Annotated in this window: 19 protein-coding genes; 10 read left to right on the top strand and 9 right to left on the bottom strand. The window is 72.5% G+C overall.

The genetic code is table 11. The features are described 5' to 3' along the window. Positions 1–63: 63 nt before the first annotated feature. The 4 genes from ACWEK3_RS16660 to ACWEK3_RS16645 all read right to left on the bottom strand — a co-directional run bounded on the left by ACWEK3_RS16660 (position 64) and on the right by ACWEK3_RS16645 (position 3,510). A complete protein-coding gene (locus ACWEK3_RS16660; protein ID WP_450545178.1) occupies positions 64–1,191 on the bottom strand; it encodes an SIS domain-containing protein in 1,128 nt (375 codons plus the stop codon). 102 nt (positions 1,192–1,293) lie between these two features. Next, a complete protein-coding gene (locus ACWEK3_RS16655; RefSeq protein ID WP_225074871.1) occupies positions 1,294–1,464 on the bottom strand; it encodes a Trm112 family protein in 171 nt (56 codons plus the stop codon). A 146-nt stretch (positions 1,465–1,610) separates the two neighbouring features. Next, complete coding sequence (locus ACWEK3_RS16650) at positions 1,611–2,975, bottom strand: phosphomannomutase/phosphoglucomutase (RefSeq protein WP_450545180.1); 1,365 nt, start codon at positions 2,973–2,975, stop codon at positions 1,611–1,613. Positions 2,976–3,087: 112 nt separating this feature from the next. Next, complete coding sequence (locus tag ACWEK3_RS16645; RefSeq protein WP_141360459.1) at positions 3,088–3,510, bottom strand: DUF3499 domain-containing protein; 423 nt, start codon at positions 3,508–3,510, stop codon at positions 3,088–3,090. A 305-nt stretch (positions 3,511–3,815) separates the two neighbouring features. Between ACWEK3_RS16645 and ACWEK3_RS16640 the strand changes: the two genes are divergently transcribed. Further along, positions 3,816–4,265 carry a metallopeptidase family protein gene (locus ACWEK3_RS16640; protein ID WP_361412064.1) on the top strand — a complete coding sequence of 150 codons (450 nt, stop codon included), beginning with the start codon at positions 3,816–3,818 and terminating at the stop codon, positions 4,263–4,265. 61 nt (positions 4,266–4,326) lie between these two features. Here the strand turns inward: ACWEK3_RS16640 and ACWEK3_RS16635 are convergent, their stop codons facing one another. The 3 genes from ACWEK3_RS16635 to ACWEK3_RS16625 form a co-directional block, all read right to left on the bottom strand. Then, positions 4,327–5,859: a DUF5719 family protein gene (locus ACWEK3_RS16635; protein WP_453249958.1), complete on the bottom strand. Its 1,533-nt coding sequence runs from the start codon at positions 5,857–5,859 to the stop codon at positions 4,327–4,329. Then, on the bottom strand, positions 5,856–9,641 hold the full coding sequence (locus ACWEK3_RS16630; RefSeq protein WP_453249957.1) for a glycosyltransferase: 3,786 nt from the start codon (positions 9,639–9,641) through the stop codon (positions 5,856–5,858). The genes ACWEK3_RS16635 and ACWEK3_RS16630 overlap by 4 nt, the downstream gene beginning before the upstream one ends. A 193-nt stretch (positions 9,642–9,834) precedes the next feature. After that, positions 9,835–10,098 (bottom strand): WhiB family transcriptional regulator, encoded by a 264-nt coding sequence (locus ACWEK3_RS16625; protein WP_003975777.1) that lies wholly within the window; start codon positions 10,096–10,098, stop codon positions 9,835–9,837. A gap of 657 nt (positions 10,099–10,755) precedes the next feature. On the opposite strand from ACWEK3_RS16625, the gene ACWEK3_RS16620 reads away from it, so the two are divergent. The 4 genes from ACWEK3_RS16620 to ACWEK3_RS16605 all read left to right on the top strand — a co-directional run bounded on the left by ACWEK3_RS16620 (position 10,756) and on the right by ACWEK3_RS16605 (position 14,750). Then, on the top strand, positions 10,756–11,295 hold the full coding sequence (locus tag ACWEK3_RS16620; protein WP_450545186.1) for a cysteine dioxygenase: 540 nt from the start codon (positions 10,756–10,758) through the stop codon (positions 11,293–11,295). A gap of 71 nt (positions 11,296–11,366) precedes the next feature. Further along, a complete protein-coding gene (cofD, locus tag ACWEK3_RS16615) occupies positions 11,367–12,350 on the top strand; it encodes a 2-phospho-L-lactate transferase (protein WP_361411699.1) in 984 nt (327 codons plus the stop codon). After that, positions 12,347–13,702, top strand: a complete 1,356-nt coding sequence (locus ACWEK3_RS16610; protein ID WP_453249956.1) for a coenzyme F420-0:L-glutamate ligase — start codon at positions 12,347–12,349, stop codon at positions 13,700–13,702. Before cofD ends, ACWEK3_RS16610 begins: the two co-directional genes overlap by 4 nt. 46 nt (positions 13,703–13,748) lie before the next feature. Next, complete coding sequence (locus ACWEK3_RS16605; protein ID WP_450545190.1) at positions 13,749–14,750, top strand: DNA-3-methyladenine glycosylase family protein; 1,002 nt, start codon at positions 13,749–13,751, stop codon at positions 14,748–14,750. Positions 14,751–14,864: 114 nt separating this feature from the next. On the opposite strand, the gene ACWEK3_RS16600 is transcribed toward ACWEK3_RS16605, so the two are convergent. After that, entirely contained in the window at positions 14,865–15,947 is a 1,083-nt protein-coding gene (locus ACWEK3_RS16600) for a sugar phosphate nucleotidyltransferase (protein WP_450545192.1), read from the bottom strand. Positions 15,948–15,994: 47 nt separating this feature from the next. Beyond that, positions 15,995–17,305, bottom strand: coding sequence for a peptidoglycan recognition protein family protein (locus tag ACWEK3_RS16595; RefSeq protein ID WP_453249955.1), 1,311 nt, complete (start codon positions 17,303–17,305; stop codon positions 15,995–15,997). Between the two features lie 132 nt (positions 17,306–17,437). Here ACWEK3_RS16595 and ACWEK3_RS16590 point away from each other — a divergent pair, with 132 nt between their 5' ends. From ACWEK3_RS16590 to ACWEK3_RS16570, 5 genes are all read left to right on the top strand, one after another. Next, on the top strand, positions 17,438–18,193 hold the full coding sequence (locus ACWEK3_RS16590; protein WP_390728406.1) for a TIGR03089 family protein: 756 nt from the start codon (positions 17,438–17,440) through the stop codon (positions 18,191–18,193). Positions 18,194–18,690: 497 nt separating this feature from the next. Next, positions 18,691–20,442 carry an LCP family glycopolymer transferase gene (locus tag ACWEK3_RS16585; RefSeq protein WP_450545196.1) on the top strand — a complete coding sequence of 584 codons (1,752 nt, stop codon included), beginning with the start codon at positions 18,691–18,693 and terminating at the stop codon, positions 20,440–20,442. A gap of 93 nt (positions 20,443–20,535) precedes the next feature. Then, the gene (locus ACWEK3_RS16580) at positions 20,536–22,182 is read left to right on the top strand and encodes an LCP family protein (protein WP_453249954.1); all 1,647 of its coding nucleotides are present in this window, start codon (positions 20,536–20,538) and stop codon (positions 22,180–22,182) included. 124 nt (positions 22,183–22,306) lie between these two features. Continuing rightward, positions 22,307–22,774, top strand: a complete 468-nt coding sequence (locus ACWEK3_RS16575) for a serine/threonine protein kinase (protein ID WP_453249953.1) — start codon at positions 22,307–22,309, stop codon at positions 22,772–22,774. Positions 22,775–22,801: 27 nt separating this feature from the next. Then, positions 22,802–23,215, top strand: coding sequence for a spore-associated protein A (locus tag ACWEK3_RS16570; RefSeq protein ID WP_450545202.1), 414 nt, complete (start codon positions 22,802–22,804; stop codon positions 23,213–23,215). Positions 23,216–23,306: the final 91 nt, after the last annotated feature.

Raw genomic sequence — 23,306 nt, 5'->3', positions numbered from 1 at the left:
CTCTCTGCGGTTCTGGGCTGTTCTCGGCGTTCTCAGCTGTTCTCGTCTGCGCTCAAGGACAGATCAGGTGCGGGAGGCGAGCGCCAGGTAAACGGCGGTGAAATCCGTGACGGCGATCAGTTCCGCGAGGGTCTCGATCTCGTCGCCGGGGTCCGGCTCCAGCTCGCTGATCGGCGTGTCGTGGCTGAGGGCCAGGTCCCGGGCGGCCGGGGCTGCGGTCAGGCCTCCGAGCGGGCGGTCGCGCAGCAGCACCACGCGCGCGTGCAGGGCGGGCCGCTCCTCGACGCGGTCGCGGAAGAAGTCGTCCGGGTCGGCGCTGGCGGCCAGCGGACCGGCGAGCAGCGCGGTGTGCGCGGCGAGGGCTTCGGGCAGTTCGGCGACGATCGCGGGGATGCCGGACAGTTCGGCGAGCCCGGCGGCGAACCGGCGTCCCGCGGGGCCCGCGGAGGCGCCCTCGGTCCAGATGACCGGCAGCGCGTCGGCGAGTTCGGCGGCGAGGGTCTTGGCCGGGTTGCTGTAGGTGACGATGGCGGGTCCGCAGCGCTCGGCGATGTGGTCCAGCCGGTTGGCGACTTTTTCCAGGGAGTCGGGTGGGGCGGTGAGCAGGCCCACGCGGTCCAGGAGTGCCAGCAACGGCGTGAGCAGCGCCCACAGGACGCCCGGGGCGGATCCGGCGAGGGGTTCGCCGTGGTCGTAGGGGGCCGTGGCCATGGGGATGAACAGGCCGCGGGCGCCCTCGAGGGCCTCGGCGAGCGGGGTCCCCGCGGGGGCCACGGCGACGACCGTGCAGCCGCGCCGGTAGGCCTGCTCGGCGAGCAGGGACAGGCTCGGCTCGGTGCCGTCCGGGGTGGCGATCAGCAGCAGGTCGACGGAGCCGGCCCAGCCGGGCAGCTCCCAGCGCAAGGCGCCGGCGGCGGAGGCCACGCCCGTGGGTGCCAGCCGGGTCACGGGGCTGCCGGCGCCGGCGAGCGTGCCGAGCAGGTCGGCCGCGTGGGTGGCGGCGGCGCCGGGGCCGGCGATCAGGACGGCGCGAGGGCGGCCATCGGGCCTGAGACCGCCCACGCCGGCCTCAACGGCGTTCCGGGCGGCGGTCCGGACGCGGGCACCGGCCTCGGCCGCGCCGCGGAGCAGTCCGCGGCGGTCGGCCTGGGCGAGCCCCTCCGGGGCGTCGAGCAGCGATTCGTCGAGCATGGGCGGCAGCCTCCCGATCGGGCACCGAGCGCCGGGTCGTCTTCATGCGGACAGCGGAACCCGTCCGGGCGAGGCGGTGGGCCTCTTCCGGACGGGTCTGCGTCACGCTGGGCGGCGGGCCTCGTCGACGAGCAGGACAGGGATGCCGTCGCGGACGGGGTACGCCAGACCGCAGTCCTGCCCGGTACAGACCAGCTCGGCGTCCTGCTCCTTGAGAGGGGCGTGGCAGGCCGGGCAGGCGAGGATCTCCAGAAGGCCGGCTTCGAGCGGCATGGGGTTTCCCTTCGGGCGGGCGGCGTGGGTGCGTCGGTGCGGTCGTACGGACGTCCTGGTCAGGGTACCGCCGGTGGGGGCGGCGTAGCGGGGTCGGGCCGTGGCTCGCATGCCGGGGCGCCGCCCTGATGGGGGTGGACGGCCATTCAGCCCCGGATGATCGCCAGGGCCTCGTCCCGCACCTTGGCCATCGTCGCCTCGTCGCGGGCCTCGGCGTTCAGCCGCAGCAGCGGTTCGGTGTTGGACGGGCGGACGTTGAACCACCAGTCGGCGGCGGTGACGGTGAGGCCGTCGAGTTCGTCGAGGGTGACGTCCTCGCGGCCGGCGTAGGCCGACCTGATGGCGGCGAGGCGGGCGGCCTGGTCGTCGACCGTGGAGTTGATCTCGCCGGAACCGGCATAGCGGTCGTACTGGGCGACGAGGGCCGACAGGGGGCCGTCCTGGCCGCCCAGGGCCGCGAGGACGTGCAGAGCGGCCAGCATGCCGGTGTCGGCGTTCCAGAAGTCCTTGAAGTAGTAGTGCGCGGAGTGCTCGCCGCCGAAGATCGCGCCGGTCCTCGCCATCTCGGCCTTGATGAAGGAGTGGCCCACGCGGGTGCGGGCGGGCGTGCCGCCGTTCTCCTCGACGACCTCCGGGACCGACCAGGAGGTGATGAGGTTGTGGATGATCACGCCCTTGCCGCCGTTCTTCGCCAGCTCGCGGGCGGCGACCAGCGCGGTGATCGCGGACGGGGAGACCGGCTCGCCGCGCTCGTCGACCACGAAGCAGCGGTCGGCGTCGCCGTCGAAGGCGATGCCGAGGTCGGCGCCCTCCGCGCGGACCCGCTTCTGGATGTCGACGAGGTTGGCCGGGTCCAGGGGGTTGGCCTCGTGGTTGGGGAAGGTGCCGTCCAGTTCGAAGTACATCGGGACGAGGTCGACCGGCAGGCCGTCGAAGACGGTCGGGACGGTGTGGCCGCCCATGCCGTTGCCCGCGTCGACGACGACCTTCAAGGGGCGGAGGGAGTCCAGGTCGACGAGGGAGCGCAGGTACGCCGCGTAGTCGTGCAACGTGTCGCGCCGGCTGATCGTCCCCTGCCGGGCGGCCGGCTCGGGGGCGCCCGAGGCGAGCCATCGCTCGACCAGTTCGCGGATCTCCACCAGCCCGGAGTCCTGGCCGACGGGGGCCGCGCCCGCGCGGCACATCTTGATGCCGTTGTACCTGGCCGGGTTGTGCGAGGCCGTGAACATCGCGCCGGGCAGGTCCAGGGCGCCGGAGGCGTAGTACAGCTGGTCCGTCGAGCACAGGCCGATCCCGGTGACGTCGGCGCCGTACCGTGCCGCGCCGCGGGCGAAGGCCCGGGCCAGGCCGGGCGAGGAGGGCCTCATGTCGTGGCCGGTCACGAGGGCATCGGCGCCGGTGACCTGGGCGAAGGCCGCCCCGAAGAGTTCGGCCAGCGGCTCGTCCCACTGGTCCGGGACCACCCCGCGTACGTCGTACGCCTTCACGATCTGCGACAGATCAGCAGCCACGGCCAGCCCTTCTGAGGTCCTATCGGTCACCACAAACTACCGTCGGCATACGAACAGAAGGCGGCGGAGGCGAGGGCCGCGAGTGGCGGAAGGATTTCGCGGCTGCCCGGTGTCAGTTGTCGGGCGAGCGGAGCACGCGCAGATGGCCGCGGCGGGCCACCTCCATCGGGTCCGCGGTACGTGCGCCGCCACCGGCCTCGGCCGCCCGCTCCTGGGGCCTGGCCGCCTCGCGCACGGCGTTGGCAAGCGCTTCCAGATCGTCACCGCTGGGCCGCGCGGGAGCCGAGCCGTCGAGGAGCCGGACGACCTCCCAGCCGCGGGGCGCGGTGAGGCGCTCGGAATGCTCGGCGCACAGGTCGTAGCAGTGGGGTTCGGCGTAGGTGGCGAGCGGGCCGAGGACAGCGGTCGAGTCGGCGTAGACGTACGTCAGCGTCGCTACGGCGGGACGGCCGCAAGCGGTGCGCGAACAGCGACGTACAAGGCTCACGACGATGGACGGTACCGCACTCTTGAGCGGGCCGCGACGACTCTCCACCAGGCCACTCCACCGTGTCGCGGCATGAATCGTCCCAGACACACCTTCTGTCACACTTCGCTGACCTGCATGAACGCCCCCTGTCGGGATCTCGAACAAGTCGGATCCGGTCACGACCGGGTACAAAATCAGTCAATTACCTTGATATCGACGGTCCTGGAGAGATATGGAATCGAGCCCCAGCTTGGCTGAAATGCTCACCGGGCGACCGGCCGTGGCGGGGCGGGGACGGCGTCCGGCTCGAGGTCCGGGGTGATGCGCGGAGCCGGGCACGCGGGGACGCCGGGGACTACCCTTCACCAGTGATGGACAACCGTGTACCGCCCCGTGCCGCCGGCCCCGGGCCCCGCCGACGTGATCGCCACGGCCGGGGCATGCGCGGCCCGATCGCCCCGCCGCAGGTGCCGCTCGCCGCGAGCCGCGCCGAGGCGTTCGCGGATCTCGTGCAGGACTCCGTGGACCGTCTGGAGCGGCGCTGGCCGCAACTGGCCGATGTGGACTTCTTCGTGGTGGAGGTGCCGCGGCTGGACGGGCCGGGGCAGCCGTGGAGCGACGAGGCGGTGCCGCTCGGGGGCACGGTCGCGTCGCGTGAGGGGCGACGCGCCCGCGTGGTCGTCTACCGGCGGCCGGTGGAGATCCGCACCAAGGGCCGCGACGAGCGGGCCGCCCTGGTGCACGAGATCGTCGTCGAGCAGGTGGCCGAGTTGCTGGGGCTGACCCCGGAGACGGTCGACCCCCGGTACGGCGAGGACTGACCGCCCCGGCACGGCGAGGACCGCCCCGGCCCGTCGCCGGGGCGCCCCCGGGCCGGCAGGCTCACTTCTGCAGCACCGACAGGTCCTGCTCAGCGTGCGGCACCGCCACCATCCCCCGGTCGTCCGGCAGCGTCTGGATCGTGAAGCCGGGGTTGCCCTCCCGCGACGCCGTGAGGGTGCGCGCCCCGTAGACCGGGCCGCCGGAGATCCGTTCCACCGTGAGCGCGTACGTCCCCTTCAGGCCGGACGGCACCGGCGGGGCGATGTCCTGGGTCGTGCCTTCCTTGATCGTGTAGGTCTTCGAGACGGCCGTGCCGCCCCCGCTGCCCGCCGACGCGGTGACCTTGACCTGTGCGGTGGCCGTGGGGGCCGTCAGCGACAGCGTCGAGCCCTTGGCGCTGTTGTCGGGCGAGGTCGCCCGGGTCACGAACGGGCCGGCCGCCGGGATGAACGCCGTCTCCTGCCGGTCGCCCTTGCCCCTGAGGACCCGCAGCGCCGCGACCACGGGCACCGACCGCGAGGTCGGGGTCAGCACCAGCGACCCCGCCTCCTCGCGCGTGATCTCGCCGAGGTCGATGGCGGTCGTCATGCCGCCCTTGAGGTGGACCGTCTCGTGCCCCGCGGGCGTGATCAGCCCGGACGGGGAGGCGAGACGCACCTTCAGGTCGGCGTCGGAGTCGGCGGGCGTGAAGGCGACCAGCCGTACGTCCGTGGCGTCCTTGGGGATGCCCGGGAGCACCAGGCTGCCCGCCGGGTCCGCGGACGCCGCCAGCCAGTCCCCGCCCAGGCTGTTGTCGAGGGCCTGCACCGCCGCCCCGACCCGGCCGCTGCGCACGCTCACGTGCACCGTGAGGTCCTGCTGCGCGGAGTCGGTGAGCGTGGACAGCAGGATCGGCTCGCTGGAGTGCGGGGCAACGGTGACGCCCTCGCCGGCGGGCGACTTCACGGCGCCCTCCGCGCCGTAGAGCCCGATGTCGACGACGGCCGGGGAGTCGTCCGGGTTGGTCAGGTGGATGTAGTCGGACCGGGCGGCGGCCGTGCTCGCGCCGGGGAACCAGAACTGGGTGTCCGGCGCGGTGCAGGTCACGCCCAGCACCCCGCGGCCGGCGCCCGCGGCGACCTCGGTGGTCTGCTGCACCGTCCAGCCGGGCGCGAACTTGCCCTCGGCCGTGCCGATCAGCGCGGGCGCGTCCCCGCCCGAGGTGTCACCGGTGACGGGTGTGCCGGGCTCCTTGGGTTCCAGGACGGACTTGGCGGTCTTGTTCTTTCCGCCGTCCTTGGTCTTGCCCGTGGAGCCGCCCTTGGCCGCGGCCTTCCCGTCGCCCGTGTCCGACTGCTCGGTGGCGGGCAGGAGCTGGGCCTTGCCCGTGCCGCTGGTGCCCGCGGTCACGGGGGTGAAGGACGTGTACGCGGTGTCGGCTATGTCGGAGGTGCTCGGTGTCGGGCACACCAGGGTCGTGCGCTCGACGGGCAGTTGCGCGGCCGCCGTGGCGGGGCCGGCGCCCGCGGCGTCCGGCGTGTCCAGCGCGGCGAATCCGGTGACGGCGGCGAGCGCGGTCACGCCGGCGATCAGGGACAGGGTCGTGCGGTTCACTGCTGGCTCCCGTCGGGGCGCTCATTGCCGTTGCCGTGCGGGTGGTGCTGGGCCGGGTCGTACGGCTCCTCGTACCCCTGCTGGTACGTCTGGTCGTAGGGCGCCGCCGGGGTCTGGCCGCCGTAGCCGTAGGGGTCGTACTGGCCGCCCTGGTACGGGTCGGCCTGGTACGCCTGGTCGTAGCCGCCCGCCGGGTACTGCTGGGACTGGGCGTCCTGGTACTGGCCGTCACCCGGGTACTGGCCGTCGCCGTAGGCGCCGTACTCGGTCGCGGCTCCCGCGTAGGCGGTGGTGTCCCACTCGTCGTAGGACTGCTGGTGCGGGACGGCGGCGGCGGGTGCCTCGTCCGGGGCGGGAGGCGGCACGGTGCCCGGTTCCGCCGCGAACTCCTGCTGTCCGTACTCCCCCTGTCCGGACTCCTCCTGACCGAACCCCTCCTGACCGGCCTCGTCCGCCTCGGCCTCGGCCTGGGCCCGCAGCCTGCGGGCGCGGCGGCCCTCCCCGGCGACGGCCTGGGCGGGAACGAGCTCCTCCTCCGGCAGGTCGTCGTCGACGTCGCGGCGCCGGCCGGGCAGAGCGAGCACGACGAGGACGACGGCGAGGGCGCCCTGGGTCCACAGCCAGGCCGTGTGGCGGAACGGGTCCTCGAAGGTGACGTCCAGCTTGCCGCCGGAGGCGGGGAGCTGGAAGCCCTGGGCCCAGTCGTCGACGGTGGTGCGGGTGAGCGGCCTGCCGTCCAGGGTGGCCGTCCAGCCCGCGTCGGCGGAGTCGGCCAGACGCAGCACGCGGCCCTCGGCCCCGGACGGGATCGTGGTGTGGATCTCGACGGGTCCGGCGGCGACGGGCTGGGCGGTGCCGGAGCCCGCGGCGGGCACGATGGCGGCGCGCGAGACCTCCTGGTTCACCCGCCACAAGGCGCTGCCGTCCTGCTGGCTGAGCCGGGTCAGACCGGGCGTGGCGTCCAGGACGCGGCTGACGTCGCGGGGCGCGCCCTTGTGGACCAGGACGTAGCGGACGGCGAAACCGCCGAGCTGGCCGGCCTGGTCGGCGCCGGAGCCGGCGACCAGGTTGGCGACGACCTTGTCCAGCTGCTTGTTCCCGCCGTTCACCGCGGCGAGTTCGGCGTCGCCCATGCGGGCGCCGGAGCCGCGTACGAGCATGTAGCCGACGTGGGCGGGCGAGTCGCTGTCGAGGACCAGGGTGCGGGCCTGGTCGCGGGTGCCGCTCTCCTCGGCGACGAACGCGGGCACCTGCACGGGGTCGCCCCGCTCCACCGGGCCGTCGGCGCCGCGGATCATCCAGCCGGCGGCGACGAGCAGGGGTCCGGCGGCCGAGGCGAAGGCGATCAGCGCGGCGACCGGCTGGCGCCAGCCGAAGCTCTGCTCGGCCACGCGCGCGCGTGCCCCGTCGGCGCCGAGCACGGCGGCGGCGAGGAGGGCGAGGCCGTAGACGAGGGTGGCCGGGCCGGCCCAGGTGGAGCCGTTGGACAGCACGGCGAAGACGAGCGCCACCAGGGCGACCGCCCAGGCCGTCCAGATCGCGGACTGGCGCTCGGAGCGCAGCAGGGCGGCCAGCGCGGCCAGGACGATGCCGATGAGCATCAGCCCGTGCACCGTGCCGGGTCCGCCCGGGCCGGCGCCGAGCAGGTCGAGCGCGGAGGCGGCCGAGGAGCCGTACTCCAGGCCGGCCTCGTGGAAGAAGCCGAACGGCAGCAGCGACAGCGACCAGGGCGCGAGGACCAGCAGCGGGGTGCCCAACTGGGCCAGGAAGCGCAGTCCGTGGGCCACGATGTCGCCGCGGCGCACGACCAGCACGCCGAGGCCGAGCAGGAGCGCGATGGGCCACACGATCGGCGTGAACGCGGTCGCGACGGTCAGCAGCAGGGCGTACGCCCAGGTGGCGCGCCAACTGCCGCGGGTGCCGGGGGCCCTGGCCAGGCCGGCGGCCGCGACTCCCGCGCGAGCGATCAGCGGCAGCAGCACGGCCAGGACGGCGGTGCCGATGCGGCCGCCGGCCAGCGCGCCGGTGGTGGCGGGCAGGAAGGCGTAGGCGACGGCGGCCCAGGCGCGCAGCAGGCGGGAGGGGACCAGCGGGCGGGAGGCGAAGTACGCGGTGAATCCGGCCAGCGGTACCGAGCCGACCAGCAGGGCGGTGACCGCGAGCCCGGTCGAGCCGAGCAGCAGGGAGGCGAGCGTCGCGACCATCGCCAGGTACGGAGGCGCGGACGGGGTGCCGCCCGCGCCCACCGGGTGCCAGGAGTCGAGGTAGCGCGACCACAGTTCGGAGGAGTCGGCGGGCGCGGGCAGCAGGGCGCCGCCCGCGAGCGCGCCGCCGCCGAGCAGACCGCGGCAGGCGGCCAGGGAGACGAACAGCAGCACCAGGAAGAGCACCGGGCCGGGTTTGCGGGCGATGCGCTTGAGCCGGGCGAACTGCTCGATCTCCAGGAAGTCGGCGTCGTCGCCGCCGGGCCCGGACTCGATCGCGCCGCCGTGCCGGCCTGCCGAGGACGCCTCGGCGTCGGAGCCGCCCACGAGGTTGCCGGCGACCTGTTCCACGGTGGCGCGGATGGTGGCGCCCGGCGGCGGGAGCAGCGCCCGCAGCTCACCCTTGTCGATCTGCGGCTTGCCGCGCCTGCTGCGGCCCGCGATGATCCGCTCGGGCCGCAGCAGGACGCCCATCAGGCCTCGGATCTCGTCGACGGCCTGTCCCGGCACCTTGCCGACGAGGTAGGCGACGGTCCGCAGGAGGGTGCCCAGGACGAGGCGCAGCAGCACCCAGGGCAGCGCTGCCGTACGGGTGTTGACGAGCAGGGTGTAGACGGCGCCGGCCTTGTCGACCTTGTGCGGGGAGGCGGCGGTGCGGCCGACGCAGTCGACGGTGCGGCGCTCGCGGGAGGCCGCCTCGGCGTGCCGTACGACGGCTTCGGGGGCGACCAGGACACGGTGGCCGGCGGAGAGGGCACGCCAGCACAGGTCGACGTCGTCGCGCATCAGGGGGAGCCGGCGGTCGAACCCGCCCAGCTCCTCGAAGATGTCACGCCGGATCAGCATTCCGGCGGTGGACACCGACAGCACGGGCCGCACGTGGTCGTGCTGGCCCTGGTCCTGCTCGCGCCGGTCGAGGCCGGTCCAACGGCGTCCGGAGTTGGCGATGCTGACGCCCACTTCGAGGAGCTGCCTGCGGTCGTACCAGCCGCGCAGCTTGGGGCCGACCACCGCCACGTCGTCGCGGCCGAGTTCGTACTCGTTCTCCACGACGCGCAGCAGCTGGGCCAGGGCGTCGGGCTCGGGGGCGCAGTCGTCGTGCAGCAGCCACAGCCACTGCACCGGCTCCCCGTAGGGCAGTTCGGGCAGGTCGTAGGTGTCGTCGCGCCACGTGCGCGTGACGGGGTCCCAGCTGCTGGGGCGCTTGAGGTACGGCAGGTCGTCCGGGGCGAGGACCGGGGCGCTGTGGACGGCCTCCTCGACGGCCTGTCCGAAGCCGGTGCGCCGGGCGAGGTGCAGAACGCGGTCGGCGCCGAGGGCGTCGGTGACCACCTGGGCGGACTCGTCCGCACTGCCGGTGTCGGCGGCCACGGCGTACTGCACGGGCCGCTCCTGGCCGAGCAGGCCGGCGAGCGCGTCGGGCAGCCAGCGCGCGCCGTCATGGGAGACGAGCACGGCGGTGACGACGTGGCGCGGGTACTCCGGTGTGCCGGTCTGGTCGGACGCCGTCGCGCGCGCGGGGTCGGGCACTGGGGCAGCGCCGTCGTAGTGGGCTGCCGTATGGCTGTGCACGGACATCGATGTACGGGCCCCGGTTCGGTGGACTTCGGTGGACGCCTGTGCCCGGCGGGGGCAGGGGGGCGTGTTGGACGAGCGACCACACTATCGGCTGACCAACAGGGCGGCCCGCCGCCTGTGGATAACCCACCTGCGACGGGCCGTTCGTGACGTTTTCCGGGGGATGTGAGCGGAGCCTGCGGTGGTACGGCGGTCAGACGGCCGCCTTCTTCAACCGGCGGCGCTCCCGCTCGGACAGGCCGCCCCAGATGCCGAAGCGCTCGTCGTTGGCGAGGGCGTACTCGAGGCACTCGGAGCGGACCTCGCACGCGAGGCAGACCTTCTTGGCCTCGCGGGTGGAGCCGCCCTTCTCGGGGAAGAAGGACTCGGGGTCGGTCTGGGCGCACAGCGCGCGCTCCTGCCAGCCGAGTTCCTCGTCCGCGTCGTCGACCAGCAGTTGCTGCACCAGCTCGGTCATGTGCGCCCCTCGTCTGTCTTTCGCGTCCCCGTGATGCAGCCGTTATCTGTCCGGCTGAACGACACGAGTGAAATTACAAGTGTGCTGCTCCGGGCGAGTCAAGCCGAGATCTGCTATTGAGCCCCTTATTCACTCTGCGGAACCAAGGCCATGCGGAAAGTGTGCAAATCGGCATAAACCTTGACACACGGCCGAGGCTCCGACGACCTCGCGCCCCGTACGGAGCCCGCACAGGGAAGGACGCCTCGGACTTCGATCTCGTTCCGACGCGCACACCGAAGCGACCTGGATCACGGTCCGATCACGGGATCGCAACGGGGCTTGCGCGCCCGGCATGAGCGCCATGTGTCCCGGTAGCCCCGCGAGCAAACCTTTCATCTGGGAGATGAACCGGATGAGGTGAAACATGTCCCACATTCCGGTCGTCAAGTTGACAGTGGGGGTGTGAGCCGCTTGCCTAGAGGGCATGCTCGCGAACTCGGCACCCACCACGGCCCGCACCGCCGGGTCCCTCGGTGCTGCCCACGCTCGCTGTAGCTGTCGCTGTTGCGGCTGTTGAGCCCCCGCGCGTCACGCGTGCTCCAGCCGTCGTCCGGACCTTTTCGGCCGGGCCCCCGTTCCCTCTGACCTTCTTTCACGAGGAACCACCCCACCCTCATGAACAGCGACAGCGACCTCCAGATCGCCGGCGACATCCTCGAAGTCCCGCACCTGCTTCAGGCCCCCCGCGAACACCCCTCCACCGTGGCCGAGTTCGTCGGCCTGGCCCGCTCCCTCGCGGCCGACCGCGCCCAGTGGGCGCACCTCGTCCGCTACGACGCGACGACCCGCTGGTACCACCGGCTGCGCACCGGCCCGGGCTACGAGGTGTGGCTGCTGTCCTGGGTGCCCGGACAGGGCAGCGGACCGCACGACCACGGCCCCTCCTCCGGCGTGCTCACGGTCCTGGACGGCGAGCTGACCGAGCGCACCGCGCGGGGCACGCGCGCGCTGGGCGCGGGCGCGCAGCGCGTGTTCGCACCCGGGTACGCGCACGAGGTCGTCAACGACACGCTGGAGCCGGCGGTCAGCCTGCACGTGTACTTCCCCGGTCTGACCGAGATGCCCATGCACGCCCGGTCCACGAACGGGGCGGCCCGCACCGCCGCCCAGTGCGCGGGGATCCTCCCCGACCCGGCGGGCGCGGCCGGCGCCTGAGCCGCCGCTGGGCACGTGTCCCTTGTCCACAGGCCGCAACGAGTCGGCCCGGCGGCTGACACACTGCTTCCATGCGGATTGTGGTTCTGGCAGGCGGCATCGGTGGTGCCCGGTTTTTGCGCGGTCTCAAGCGGGCCGTGCCGGACGCGGACGTCACGGTCATCGGCAACACCGGCGACGACATCCACCTCTTCGGGCTGAAGATCTGCCCGGACCTGGACACGGTGATGTACACGCTCGGCGGCGGCATCGAGGAGGAGCAGGGCTGGGGCCGGGCCGACGAGACCTTCCATCTCAAGGAGGAACTCGCGGCGTACGGCGTGGGACCGGACTGGTTCGGCCTGGGCGACCGCGACTTCGCCACGCACATCGTGCGCACTCAGATGATCGGCGCCGGGTATCCGCTCAGCGCGGTGACCGAGGCGCTGTGCGACCGGTGGAAGCCGGGGGTGCGGCTGATCCCGATGACCGACGACCGGGTGGAGACGCATGTCGCGGTCACCCTGCCCGACAGCGGCGCCACCCCGGGCCCCGGTGAGCGCAAGGCCGTCCACTTCCAGGAGTACTGGGTGCGGCTGCGGGCCTCGGTACCGGCGGAAGCCGTGGTGCCGGTCGGCGCGGAGCAGGCCAAGCCGGCGCCGGGCGTGCTGGAGGCGATCGCCCAGGCCGACGTGATCCTCTTCCCGCCGTCCAACCCCGTCGTCTCCATCGGCACCATCCTCGCGGTGCCCGGCATCCGGGAGGCCATCGCCGACGCGGGAGTGCCGGTGATCGGCCTGTCCCCCATCGTCGGGGACGCGCCCGTGCGCGGCATGGCCGACAAGGTCCTCGCCGCGGTCGGCGTGGAGTCCACGGCCGCGGCGGTGGCCGAGCACTACGGCTCGGGGCTGCTGGACGGCTGGCTCGTCGACACGGTCGACGAGGCCTCGGTCGAGCGGGTCGAGACCGCGGGTATCCGGTGCAGGGCGGTGCCGCTGATGATGACCGACGTCGACGCCGCCGCCCGGATGGCCGGCGAGGCGCTCGCGCTGGCCGAGGAGGTGCGCGGGGCATGAGCGGCACGACGGAGGAGTCACCGGCCGCCGCCCCGGAGTTCCGGGTCTGGGCGGTGCCCGGGATCCCCGAGGTCGCGCAGGGGGACGATCTGGCCAAGCTGATCGCCGGCGCGGAGCCCGGACTGGCCGACGGGGACGTGCTGCTCGTCACCTCGAAGATCGTCTCCAAGGCCGAGGGGCGGCTGGTCCGGGCGGCCGACCGGGAGGCCGCGATCGACGCCGAGACCGTGCGGGTCGTGGCCCGGCGCGGCGCGCTGCGGATCGTGCAGAACCGGCAGGGGCACGTCATGGCAGCCGCCGGCGTCGACGCGTCCAACACCCCTGCCGGCACGGTGCTGTTGCTGCCGGAGGACCCGGACGCGTCCGCGCGCGCGATCCGGGACGGGCTGCGCGACGCCCTCGGCGTCACCGTCGGAGTGCTCGTCACCGACACCTTCGGGCGGCCCTGGCGCGCGGGGCTCACCGACGTCGCCATCGGCGCCGCGGGCGTACGCGTGCTGGACGATCTGCGCGGCGGCACGGACGCGCACGGCAACCCGCTGAGCGCCACCGTCGTCGCCACCGCCGACGAACTCGCCGCCGCGGGCGACCTGGTCAAGGGCAAGGCCGCCGGGCTGCCGGTCGCCGTGGTGCGCGGGCTGCGGCACGTGGTGGCCGAGGAGAACGGTGAGGACGGAGAGGACGCAGAGGACGGGGAAGGAGCGCGGGCCATGGTGCGTGACGCGCGCGACGACATGTTCCGGCTGGGGACCTCCGAGGCCGTGCGGGAGGCGGTGACCCAGCGGCGTACCGTGCGGTCCTTCACCGACGAGCCCGTCGACCCCGGCGCGGTGCGGCGGGCGGTGGCCGCGGCGGTGACCGCGCCCGCGCCGCACCACACCACGCCGTGGCGGTTCGTGCTCCTCGAGTCCGCGCAGTCGCGCACCCGGCTGCTCGACGCGATGCGGGAGGCCTGGATCGCGGACCTGCGGCGGGACGGAAAGAGCGAGGAGTCGATCGCCCGGCGGATCCGGCGCGGGGACGTGCTGCGCAACGCGCCGTACCTCGTGGTGCCGTGCCTCGTCATGGACGGCTCGCACGAGTACGGCGACGAGCGGCGGGACGGCGCCGAGCGGGAGATGTTCGTGGTCGCCGCCGGGGCCGGGGTGCAGAACTTCCTGGTCGCGCTGGCCGGGGAGCGGCTCGGCTCGGCGTGGGTGTCCTCGACGATGTTCTGCCGGGACGTGGTGCGCGAGGTGCTCGCGCTGCCCGCGGACTGGGATCCGATGGGGGCGGTCGCCGTCGGGCATCCGGCGGAGCTGCCGAAGCCGCGACCGGAGCGGGACGCGGGGGCGTTCGTCGTCTCCCTGTGACCGCATAGGCTCGTACGGCATCTCAAGGCAACCCTGGATCTCATTCGTGGCAGGACGTTTCGCTCCGCGGCCCCCGCGTCCGACCGTGCGCGGTGGGCAGGCCGGCGTGCCCGCGGCCGTGCCCCGGCAGGCCGCCGCGCCGGGGCGGGTCCGCACCTGGGCGCCGGACGGGCCGCTGGACCTGGGGCTCGTGCTCGGACCGCTGCGGCGGGGGCAGGGCGATCCCACGTTCCGGGCGACGCCCGACGGTTCGGTGTGGCGCACCGGCCGCACACCGCTCGGGCCCGGGACGCTGCGGGTGTCCGCTCATGGTGAGAAGGTGCGCGGCGAGGCGTGGGGGCCGGGCGCCGAATGGCTGCTGGAGCAGCTGCCCGAGCTGCTCGGGGCCGCCGACGACCCGTCCGCGTTCGTACCGCGGCACCGGCTGCTCGCGCTGACCCGGCACCGGCGGCCGGGGTTGCGGCTGACCCGGACCGGGCTGGTGCTGGAGTCGCTGATCCCGTCGGTCCTGGAACAGAAGGTGACGACGGTCGAGGCGTACGCGGCCTGGCGGATGCTGGTGCGCACGCATGGCGAGCCGGCGCCCGGACCCGCCCCCGGACGCATGTACGTCATGCCGGCGCCGCGGACGTGGGCGCTGATCCCGTCGTGGGAGTGGCACCGGGCCGGGGTCGACGACAAGCGGGCGTCGACCGTGCTGCGGGCGGTGCGGGTCGCCGCGCGGCTGGAGGAGGCGGCGCGGATGCCTCCGGAGCGGGCGCGGGAGCGGCTGGAGCTGGTGCCCGGCATCGGGCCGTGGACGTCGGCGGAGACCGTGCAGCGCAGTCATGGCGCGGCGGACGCCGTGACGGTCGGCGATCTGCATCTGCCGGGCATCGTGGGATGGGCGCTGGCCGGGGACCGGAACGCGGACGACGCGGAGATGCTGCGCCTGCTGGAGCCGTACGCCGGGCAGCGGCATCGGGCGGCCCGGTTGATCCTGCTGAGCGGGCGGGTGCCGCCCCGGCGGGCGCCGCGGATGCCGAAGGGCGACATCGGGCGCCTCTGAGCCGGGCCGGGTCACCCGCGTCGACAGGTTCCCGCGGTGCGCTCGACACGAGGCGGGCCGGCTCACCGCGCTCGCGGGTGCCGCCGCGGCCAGTCGTGCCGCCCATCCGGCCGGCTACTGGTCCGAGGAGAACCTCACGGACCCGGCCGGGATTCTCGCGTCGCACCACACTCTCGCGCCGTTTCTCAGCTCGTTGTCGGCGCCGACCACCGCGCCGTCGCCGATGACCGTGCCGTTGAGGACGGAGCGGGTGCCGACGCGGGCGCGGCTGCCGATGAGGGAGTCGGTGATGACGGCGCCGGGCTCGATGACGGCACCGGGCAGGATCGCGCTGCCGAACACCCGCGCGCCCTCGGCGACGAACGCGCCCTCGCCCACCACCGTGCCGCCGGTCAGCTTGGCGCCGGGGGCGACGACGGCCGTGGGCAGGATCAGGCGGTCGCCGCACCGACCGGGTACGGCCGGGGAGGGAGCGCGGCCGAGGACCAGGTCCGCGGAGCCGCGTACGAAGGCGGCCGGGGTACCCAGGTCCAGCCAGTAGGTGGAGTCGACCATGCCCTGCAAGTGGGCGCCCGCCGCGAGCAGTTCGGGGAACGTCTCCCGCTCCACCGAGACCGGGCGGCCCTGCGGGATCGCGTCGATGACCGAGCGCCTGAAGACGTAGGCCCCCGCGTTGATCTGGTCGGTGACGATCTCCTCGGGGGTCTGCGGCTTCTCCAGGAAGGCCAGGACACGGCCGGTCCCGTCGGTGGGGACCAGGCCGTAGGCGCGGGGGTCCGGCACCTTCGTCAGGTGCAGGGACACGTCCGCGCCCGTGGCCTCGTGGGTACGCACCAGCGCCCGGATGTCCAGCCCGGTCAGGATGTCGCCGTTGAAGACGAGGACCGGCTCGTCGGGGCCGGAGCGCAGGCGCGAGGCGACGTTGCGGATGGCGCCGCCCGTGCCCAGGGGCTCCTCCTCCGTCACGTACTCCAGGTGGAGCCCGAGCGAGGAGCCGTCGCCGAAGTACGGCTCGAAGACCTCGGCCAGATAGGAGGTGGCGAGCACGACGTGCTCGACGCCCGCCGCTCTCGCCCGCGCCAGCTGGTGGGTGAGGAACGGCACTCCCGCCGCCCGCACCATCGGCTTCGGCGTGTGCACCGTGAGGGGGCGCAGCCGGGTGCCCTTGCCGCCGACCAGGAGGATCGCTTCTGTCACCTGTCGTCTCCGCTTCCTGTTCGTTCTCGGTCCGTCCTCGTCCGTCCTCAGCGGCCCTGGTAGCGCGCCGCGGCCGAGCGGGCCGTGCCGAGCTTGCCGTAGAGCTGCTGTCCGGGGCAGTCGGTGGCGAAGCCGTCCCGGTGGCCGGAGATCACGTTCAGGCGTACGCTCTTTCCTTTTTGGTAGAGGTTGCCACCGCCGGAGGTCAGATATGTCTTTCCGCGCGGATTCATCCCGTAGAGCCCGAGCTTCCACGCGGTCAGCCGTGCGATGGCCGTCACCGCGGCCGAGGAGGGCTTGGACGTGTTGTAGGTGCCGATGACGGCGATCCCCGCGCTGTTGCTGTTGAACCCCATGGTGTGGGCGCCCAGCACGGGCTTCGCCACACCGCCGGCCCGGCCCTCGTAGATGGTCCCGCACTTGTCGATCAGGAAGTTGTAGCCGACGTCGCGCCAGCCCATGCTCTTGACGTGGTAGCGGTAGATGGCGCGGATCACCGCCGGAGCCTGCGCGCAGCTGTAGTTGTTGCCGGAGTCGGTGTGGTGCACGAACGCCACCTTGACCTTCTCTGTGTAGACGAAGCCCTGCTCGCGCAGGGACTCGTCCGCGCCCCAGCTGCGGCGCGTGACGATACCCGGGCGCGGTCCGACGTAGGACTGCGCGCGCCGCTGATCGGTCGGGTCCCCACCGGGCGCGGCCGGAGCCGCGTCGGCGGCGGACGCCTCCTCGTTCGGACCGCCTGCGCGTGCGGTGCCCCTCCCGGTGCCCCGCGCCGGGAGCTGCGTGCCGGGGTCGACGAGTTCCAGGCGCAGGCCCGAGGGCAGCGGGACCGGCCGGGCGGCCGGGTCGCGGCTCCCGGCGTCGGCGCGGACGCGCACCTCGACACCGTCGCAGTCGCCCACCCACAGCGGCGCGGTGGCGCCGCGCACGTGTCCCGAGGTGCGCTCGGCCGTGCCGGGGTCGGCGCCGTGGTCGGCGCTGTGGGTATTGATGTCCTGCCAGCCGGACCAGACGCCGGTGACGGCGGAGCGGGTGCGGATCCGGACGCTGCCGTGCAACTCGACGTCCGGGTCGTCCCAGACGACGCCGACCAGGGAGAAGTGGCGGACGTCCGCGCGGCGCAGGCCCTGTTCGATGACGGACCCGCGGCCGGGGCCGGGGTCGCGGGTGAGCGGGACGAGGGGCAGGGACCGGGTGCTGCCGGGCACGGCCGCCGCCCCGGTCGCCGATGCCGACGCCGGCACCGCGCCCGCCTGACCGCCCGTCATGCCGGGGGTGAGGACGAGGGCGGCCGCGCAGGTGGCACCGATCGAGCACGCAAGGAATCCGTATCGACGCATGCCCCTGATCTTGGACATAGTCAGGCAAACCTGTCCATCGGGGACTTGACGGGCCGTCGGCTGCCGTTGCGCCGAACCGGTGGCCCGCGGCTCACCCGCACGTGGCCGACCACGCGGTGGACGGGGCCGTCGCCGCGTACGCTTGCGCGGGTGAACGCCACCGAACGCACCCTTGCCGACCTGCTGCGTTCCGCGCTCGCCGCGGATCCCGGACGCCCACTGGTGACCTTCTACGACGACGCCACCGGCGAACGCGTCGAATTGTCCGTGGCCACCTTCTCCAATTGGGTGGCCAAGACCGCGAACCTCCTCCAGGGGGACCTCGGCGCCGGGCCCGGCGACCGGGTCGCGCTCATGCTGCCGGCGCACTGGCAGACGGCCGTGTGGCTGCTGGCGTGCGCGTCGGTGGGCGTAGTGGCGGACGTCGACGGCAACGCGGGCGTCGCCGATGTCGTGGTCAGCGGACCGGACACACTGGACGCGGCACGCGCGTGCTCCGGGGAACGGGTGGCGCTGGCGCTGCGGCCGCTGGGCGGGCGGTTCCCGCAACCGCCGGAGGGCTTCCTGGACTACGCCGTCGAGGTGCCGGGGCAGGGCGACGTGTTCGCGCCCTTCGCGCCGGTGGACCCGGAGGAGCCGGCGCTGATCGTGGCCGGGGCCGAGTACACGGCGGCGGAGGTCGTGGAGCGGGCCCGCGGCGACGCCCCGGAGCTGAACCTGACCGGGCCGGCCTCCCGCCTTCTGTCGGCGCTGCCGTACGACACCTGGGAGGGCCTCAGCGCGGGCCTGTACGCACCACTCACCGCCGGCGCCTCGGTCGTCCTGTGCCGCAACCTCGACCGCCTGCCCGAGGACGCCCTGGCCAAGCGCATCGAGTCCGAGCGGGTCACGGCCACGGCCAGATGACGCGCCCGGGCTCCGGGCCCGGATCTCCGCGCAACACGCCCGCCCCCAATCCCGTGGAATGCGGGATTCGGGGCGAACGGCGCGAATTCGGCCGCCGCGGATTCGGATTCCGGGCCGGAAAGGGATTCGCCTGCGCAGTCGCACGACTACGGTGGGTATTTCCCGGGGGGTGCACGACGCGGGCCGAGCACCCTGGCGATCCACGGCTCGCACTCTGGCCCGCGACGCCGTTCCGCGACGACACGGCCAACTTGGGCGCCTGTGCGGGTAAAGCCACGGCCAAAGGCGAACTTTTGTCCAAGGAAATGGGCGGATTGCCCCCTTGTAGGGAAGTGGAATTTGTCACCAGCGTCGCTCGGTGTTGAATCTGCCGGATAGTGTGAGCGATCCGGTGCGACTGGCCGCGAGGTCTTCCTGGGGTCGCGCACTATGCGAAGCAGACCTGGCGCCAAGAGGGGCAAGGCGCCGCGTGGCCCCAACGGAGGATTCGGACAACCGTGGACGCGCAAGGCCGTGGGCGGGCGGACAATGTCGACCCCGCAGACCAGTGGGTGCTCAATCCGGACACCGGCGAATACGAACTGCAACTGACCCCTTCCGCTCCGCAGTCGGCGGTACCGGGTCCCCGTCGGGCCTCCTCCCGCAGAGCCGGAGGCACGGCGTCCAGGCAGCGCCCGGCGGCGCCCGGACGGCAGCAGACCCGCGAGGCCGCCCCCTCCGAAACCGTGCCCGTCCCGCGCCGCCGCCGGGCGGCGCCGCCGGAGGAGCCGCCCGGACGGCGGGGACGCCGGCCGGAGAAGAAGTCGAAGACCAAGAAGGTCCTGATGTGGACCGGCGGCACCATGGCGCTCGTCCTGGTCGGCGTCGGCACGGCCGGCTACCTGGTCCTCAAGCAGCTCGAGGGAAACGTCACCACCACCGACGTGGGCGGCGCTGCCAAGAACGGCTTCAGCAAGGACGAAGCCTTCAACATACTGATCATCGGCACGGACAAACGCACCGGCAAAGGCAACGAGGGCTACGGCGACAAGGGCAGCGTGGGCCACGCCGACACCAACGTCCTGCTGCACGTCTCCAAGGACCGTACGAACGCGACCGCGCTGAGCATCCCACGCGACCTGATCGTGAACATCCCGGACTGCCCGACCAAGCAGCCCGACGACAGCACGAAGGTCGTCCCGGGGACGGCCGGCGTCCGCTTCAACACGAGCCTCGGCCAGGACGGCCGCGACGCGGGCTGCACCATGCGCACGGTCAAAGAGATCACCGGTGTTCAACCCGACCACTTCATGATGGCCGACTTCAACGCGGTCAAGACGCTGACGACGGCGGTCGGCGGAGTCGACGTGTGCCTCAAGCACGCGGTGAAGGACAAGGACTCGCACCTGGACCTGCCCGCCGGCGAGTCCACTGTCGAGGGTGAGCGGGCCCTGGCCTTCGTGCGCACCCGGCACGCCTGGGGCAACGCGGGCGACCTGGACCGCATCAAGGTGCAGCAGCAGTTCCTCAGCTCGCTGATGCGCAAGATGGCCTCCGGTGACACGCTCACCGACCCGACCAAGCTGTACAAGCTGGCGAACGCGGCCACCAGGGCCCTGACCGTCGACAAGGGCATCGGCAAGGGCACCACCCTCATGGAGGTGGCGCAGGAGTTGCAGAAGGTGCCACCGAAGAACATCACCTTCCTGACGGTGCCGGTGCGCGACAATCCGGCGGACGGGGTGGTGCACAAGACCGTCATCGTCGACCCGGTCACAGCCCCCCCGGTCTTCGACGCCATCGCCAACGACGTCTCCTTCACCGCCGTGAAGAAAAAGAAGAAGGCCGAGAAGAGCGCTGAGGCCGCCCGTCTCAAGGGCACCCAGTCCGAGGCCTCCGAGGTGCGGGTCCGGGTCTTCAACGGTGGGGCCGCCGGCGGTGCCGCCCAGGAGACCGTCAGCTGGCTGCAGACCTCCGTGGGCGTGCTCAAGTCGGAGAACGCGGCCAACGCACCTGAGAGCATCGCCAAGACCACGCTCGAGTACGCGCCCGACCAGGCTCCGCAGGCCCGTAAGCTCGCCGCGCTCATGGGACTGTCCGGGGCCGCGCTGAAACCGGGCGAGAGCTTCACCAACTCCCAGGGGATGCCCACGATGACGCTGACCCTGGGCAAGGACTTCAAGGGTGCCGGTGTGCCGCTCACGCCGCCGACGAAGGCCCCGGAGGTCGACGGGAAGTCCACGGCGGACAAGGTCGAGTGCGCAAGTTGAGCGCACAGCACCACCTTATGGGCCTGTCATGCGTCTAACCCGGCGCACGGCAGGCCTGTTTCATGGCATGGCACCAGGGTGGGAGGACGGGGAGTGACGCAGAGCAGTCTGCGCGGGGAGGGGTCGGCGGTCGAGGAAGCGATACCTCCCGCGCCGCGCAAGGGCAGCACTTCGGACGGCCGCGGCCGGCACGGCGGAGGAGGACGCGGCGGGAAGAAGCACGATGCCGCGGGCAGAGGCCCCGCGCGGCGCGTACTGCGCTGGTCGGCCATGGTGCTCGCGCTGGTCGTACTCGGCACGGCCGGCGCCGGATACCTCTACTACCAGCACCTGAACGGCAATATCCGCAAGGGCCAGCGCAGCAGCGGTGACTCCAAGGCGCAGAGGTCGAGGCCCAACTCGGCCGGACAGACGCCCGTGAACATCCTGCTGATCGGCTCCGACAGCCGTAACTCCGACGCCAACGTCGCGCTGGGCGGCAGCCGGGACAACCGCGGCACCCCGCCGCGGGGCGACGTGCAGATGCTCATCCACCTGGCCGCGGACCGCAAGAGCGCCGCCGTGGTGAGCATCCCGCGGGACACCCGGGTCGACATCCCCAAGTGCACCGACCCCGATACCGGCAAGGTCTATCCGCCCGTCAACGAGATCATCAACGAGTCGCTGGTCCGTGGCGGCGCCGGCTGCACGCTCGCGACCTGGGAGAGCCTCACCGGTGTGTACATCGACCACTGGATGACGATCGACTTCGCGGGCGTGGTGAAGATGGCGGACGCCATCGGCGGCGTCGAGGTCTGTGTGAAGCAGAACGTGTGGGACCGCCCCACGCCCCTGGCGCCCGGGGGTTCCGGCCTGAAGCTGACGGCGGGCAAGCACAAGGTCAAGGGCAAAGAGGCCCTCCAGTGGCTGCGCACCCGGCACGCCTTCTACAGCGATCTGGGCCGGGCCAAGGCCCAGCACATGTACATGAACTCGATGATCCGCACCCTGCGCAGCCAGAACGCCTTCACCGACTCCGGCCGGCTGATGGGCCTGGCGGAGGCGGCCACGAAGTCGCTCCAGGTCTCCGAGGAGATCGGCACCGTCGAGAAGCTGTACCACCTGGCCATGCAGCTCAAGACGGTTCCCACCGACCGCATCACCATGACGACGATGCCCAATGTCCCCGACCCGCAGAACGCCAACCACATCGTCCCGGACGGCGCCGACGCCACGAAGGTGTGGAAGATGCTCCGCGACGACGTGCCCTTCGACGACAACGGCCCGGCGCCGGACGCGGAGAAGCGGACCGGCAGGGGCGCGGCGGTCAGGACCCCCTCGGTCCCGGCCGACCGGCTGGGCGTCCTGGTGCAGAACGGCACCCGCACCGCCACCCAGGCCCCGGTCGGCGGCCGGGCGCGGGAGATCGGCCAGGAACTGGCGGGCAAGGGCTTCACCCGGGCCACCGCGGACACCTCGGCGGCGCTGGCGGAGGAGGAGACGCTCGTGCGCTACCCGAGCGCGGATCTGGAGGGCGACGCGCAGAGCGTCGCCAAGGCCCTCGGGATTCCGCTGAGTTCGGTGCGGAAGTCGACGGACGTCTCCGGTGTCACCGTCGTCGTCGGCGCCGACTGGCGCACGGGCACGGCGTTCCCGAAGCAGTCGACTCCGAAGGCGGGGGACGTCCCGAAGAACGCCGACGCCCTCAACGGCGCGGACGCCAGCCAGTGCATGGACGTGTACAAGCCCTACCAGTGGTAGCAACCGGCCGACGCGTCACCTCTCTCCATCGGTTGATGTCAGGAACCAGCCATTCCGGAGTCAGAAGAAGTCATGTACACCACAAGCAAGTGACTCGCACGCACGTTCGGTGATCAGATGCCTCTTGATCAACTTCGCTCTGTCAGGAGGCACCGTGCGCAAGAAGCTCGCCGCCGTCGCTCTGTCGGCATTCGCCCTCGTTCTCGCCCCACTGGCGACGACCGCCAGCGCGTCGTCCACGAGCGACGTCGTCAGCCTGGCGAAATCCGCTTGCGGCTCCGGCTACACGGTGACCGTGCACACGTTCAAAATGGGCGTTCTGAAGCAGTATTACTGGGATGTCCTGCTCTACAACTCGTCCAATGGCTACAACTGCGCGATGACGGTGAAGGACAGCGGCAACACCGACTACGGCACGTCCAGCTACATCGGCATGGGCATCAGGGTGGCCGGTGGTAGCTGGCACGAGGACAAGGGCAACTACACCAAGTACGCCGGGCCGGTGTACGTCCACGCCCCCAACACCTGCGTCTACCTTCGCCTCACCTCGCCGGAGCTGGTGTGGAACAGCAATGCCCTGGGTTGTAACTGACAAGCGGCCGGGGAAAGGGAGAGTCAGATGAAGAGGTGGACCACTCTGGTCACCGCGGCTTCCGCAGCGCTGACCTCGGTGCTGGTGTTCTCGGGCAGCGCGTCGGCCGCCGGCCCGAACGTTTCGTACAACGGGGCTTGCGGGTCCGGCTACTCCGTCGTCAACTGGGCCGACATGCAGTACGGACTGGGGACCGTCTACCTGACGTACAGCAGCTCGACAGGGAAGAACTGCGTCGTCACGATTCAGACGGAGCAGAAGTACGCGAGCGCGATGACCGCGAAGGTCAGGCGCTCGGGCTCGTCCACCTGGATCACGGACGCGGGCGAGTACCGGTACTACGCCGGACCGGTCTATGTGTCGGCCGCGGGCTCCTGCGTCGACTGGTACGGCAGCTACCTGGGTGGATACGTCTTGAAGACCGCTACGAATTGCGGCTGACCGAGCGACGTCCAGGGCTTCTTGCTCCCCAGGATGCCCTGGGAATGACCCCGCCCGATTCCACAGCACACACCTAACGGGAGTCCAGCTA

Source organism: Streptomyces sp. NPDC004721 (genome assembly GCF_053601495.1).
Note: the sequence above shows the minus strand (reverse complement) of the source record. Positions and strands in the feature narration are given on the sequence as shown.

Coding starts and splice junctions, on each gene's coding strand:
- ACWEK3_RS16570 (WP_450545202.1), top strand. CDS start 22,802: ATGAAGAGGTGGACCACTCTGGTCACCGCGGCTTCCGCAGCGCTGACC.
- ACWEK3_RS16630 (WP_453249957.1), bottom strand. CDS start 9,641: ATGTCCGTGCACAGCCATACGGCAGCCCACTACGACGGCGCTGCCCCA.
- ACWEK3_RS16655 (WP_225074871.1), bottom strand. CDS start 1,464: ATGCCGCTCGAAGCCGGCCTTCTGGAGATCCTCGCCTGCCCGGCCTGC.
- ACWEK3_RS16660 (WP_450545178.1), bottom strand. CDS start 1,191: ATGCTCGACGAATCGCTGCTCGACGCCCCGGAGGGGCTCGCCCAGGCC.
- cofD (WP_361411699.1), top strand. CDS start 11,367: ATGCGGATTGTGGTTCTGGCAGGCGGCATCGGTGGTGCCCGGTTTTTG.
- ACWEK3_RS16640 (WP_361412064.1), top strand. CDS start 3,816: ATGGACAACCGTGTACCGCCCCGTGCCGCCGGCCCCGGGCCCCGCCGA.
- ACWEK3_RS16610 (WP_453249956.1), top strand. CDS start 12,347: ATGAGCGGCACGACGGAGGAGTCACCGGCCGCCGCCCCGGAGTTCCGG.
- ACWEK3_RS16625 (WP_003975777.1), bottom strand. CDS start 10,098: ATGACCGAGCTGGTGCAGCAACTGCTGGTCGACGACGCGGACGAGGAA.
- ACWEK3_RS16620 (WP_450545186.1), top strand. CDS start 10,756: ATGAACAGCGACAGCGACCTCCAGATCGCCGGCGACATCCTCGAAGTC.
- ACWEK3_RS16595 (WP_453249955.1), bottom strand. CDS start 17,305: ATGTCCAAGATCAGGGGCATGCGTCGATACGGATTCCTTGCGTGCTCG.